At 47.5% G+C, this 1,746-nt stretch carries 2 protein-coding genes; both read left to right on the top strand.

Going from position 1 to position 1,746, the window contains the following annotated elements:
• Positions 1 to 696 (top strand): hypothetical protein (locus RMO35_RS11415; protein WP_309741318.1); only part of this gene is annotated, 696 nt, incomplete at its 5' end.
• A 180-nt stretch (positions 697 to 876) separates the two neighbouring features.
• Positions 877 to 1,746 (top strand): LL-diaminopimelate aminotransferase (locus RMO35_RS11410; RefSeq protein ID WP_309741316.1); only part of this gene is annotated, 870 nt, incomplete at its 3' end.

Here is a 1,746-nt window from a genome sequence, read left to right as displayed (position 1 = left end):
GTTATCGCAACACAAATTCTGGCTGTGGGCATTCTCGCGATGGGTACAAGTATGGTTACTGTTGCACCAGCTCAGGCAATCGCGATTAACAGTAGCGACATTACTTTTGAAACTGGCATCTCTACCTTCTTTGCCGATGTCAATCCAGGTATAGAGGTAGCTCCCGGTGTAGTAGATACGATCTCCATTAATTTTGGTAGTGCGACAGAGGTTGCTTCCGCAAATGGGTTGCTGGCAAAATCACCCTTCTTCACCGTGACTGGTACGGGTTCTCCTCCATATAATTTTGTGCTTCCTACTCCTACCGCAACGTTTAGATATATTTCGGGAGACAATGCGAACTTTACTTATGAACTTGGAAGTGACATCAATTTTAATTTTACCAACGGTTTAAATCTTTTTATTGCGTCGGGTACTCGATTTAATGGCAGCCGCAACGCTCGTTCTGTAGGCTTTTTCACAATCGATCCTACAGGATCTTCCTTTAAAAATGGTACAGACACAACGCCACTAAATGCCTTATCATTCGGATTCAACGATATTGATGGTGCAAGCCAGGGTACATATGGGATTACTGCTTCTACTGTCGAACCCACAGCATCGGTTTCCGAACCTTTGACAATCGTGGGGACGATTTTGGGTGGTGCGGCAGCAGTGCGAATCAGCAGAAAATTGACTGACGCGGCTAAAGAATAGCAATATTCGATCGAGGCTCATAGATCGGATATTAAACGATCGATAATTTTCAACAGGAAGATCGAGGGGTGATTTCTATTGACGCTAGAGATTGCCCTTTTTGGGTGAATACTTACTTTGTGCTAACCCCGAACCCCGTGTTGCTGTAAGCTGTTGAGTAATGATTCGCGACAGATAATTATGGCAACTATTAACGATAACTACCTAAAACTTAAAGCTGGCTACTTATTTCCCGAAATTGCCAGACGCGTCAATACTTTCGCTCAAGCTAATCCCGACGCGCCGATTATTCGGTTGGGGATAGGGGATGTCACCGAACCATTGCCAGTCGCCTGTCGCACGGCGATGACAACTGCGATCGCGGATATGGGCGATCGGGATAAATTTAAAGGTTATGGCCCCGAACAGGGTTATGCTTGGTTGCGAGAAGCGATCGCGACCAATGATTTTCAGGCGCGAGGATGTGCGATCGAGCCTGACGAAATCTTCATCTCCGATGGCTCTAAATGCGACTGTGGCAACATTCTCGACATTTTCGGACACGACAACACGATCGCAGTTACCGACCCCGTGTACCCCGTTTACGTCGATACTAATGTCATGGCGGGTAATACTGGCGATGCCAACGATAAAGGCGAGTACGGTGGTTTAGTCTATCTACCGATTACGGCGGAGAATGATTTTACCGCCCAAATCCCCAGCCAAAAAGTCGATTTGATCTATCTGTGTTTCCCGAATAATCCGACTGGTGCGACAGCCACCCGAGCGCACCTGCAAGCCTGGGTAGATTATGCCAAGGCACATGGCTCGATTATTTTCTTTGATGCGGCGTATGAGGCATTCATCACCGATCCGAGTTTACCGCGATCTATCTATGAAATCGAGGGCGCGCGAGATTGCGCGATCGAGTTCCGCTCTTTCTCCAAAAATGCTGGCTTTACCGGAACGCGTTGCGCGTTGACAGTAGTGCCAAAGACACTCACGGCTAAAGCTGCCGATGGTAGCGATGTGGAGTTATGGAAACTTTGGAATCGTCGCCAATCGACAAAG

It is taken from the genome of Chamaesiphon sp. OTE_20_metabat_361, assembly GCF_031364565.1.
This window is presented reverse-complemented; position numbering and strand designations above follow the sequence as displayed.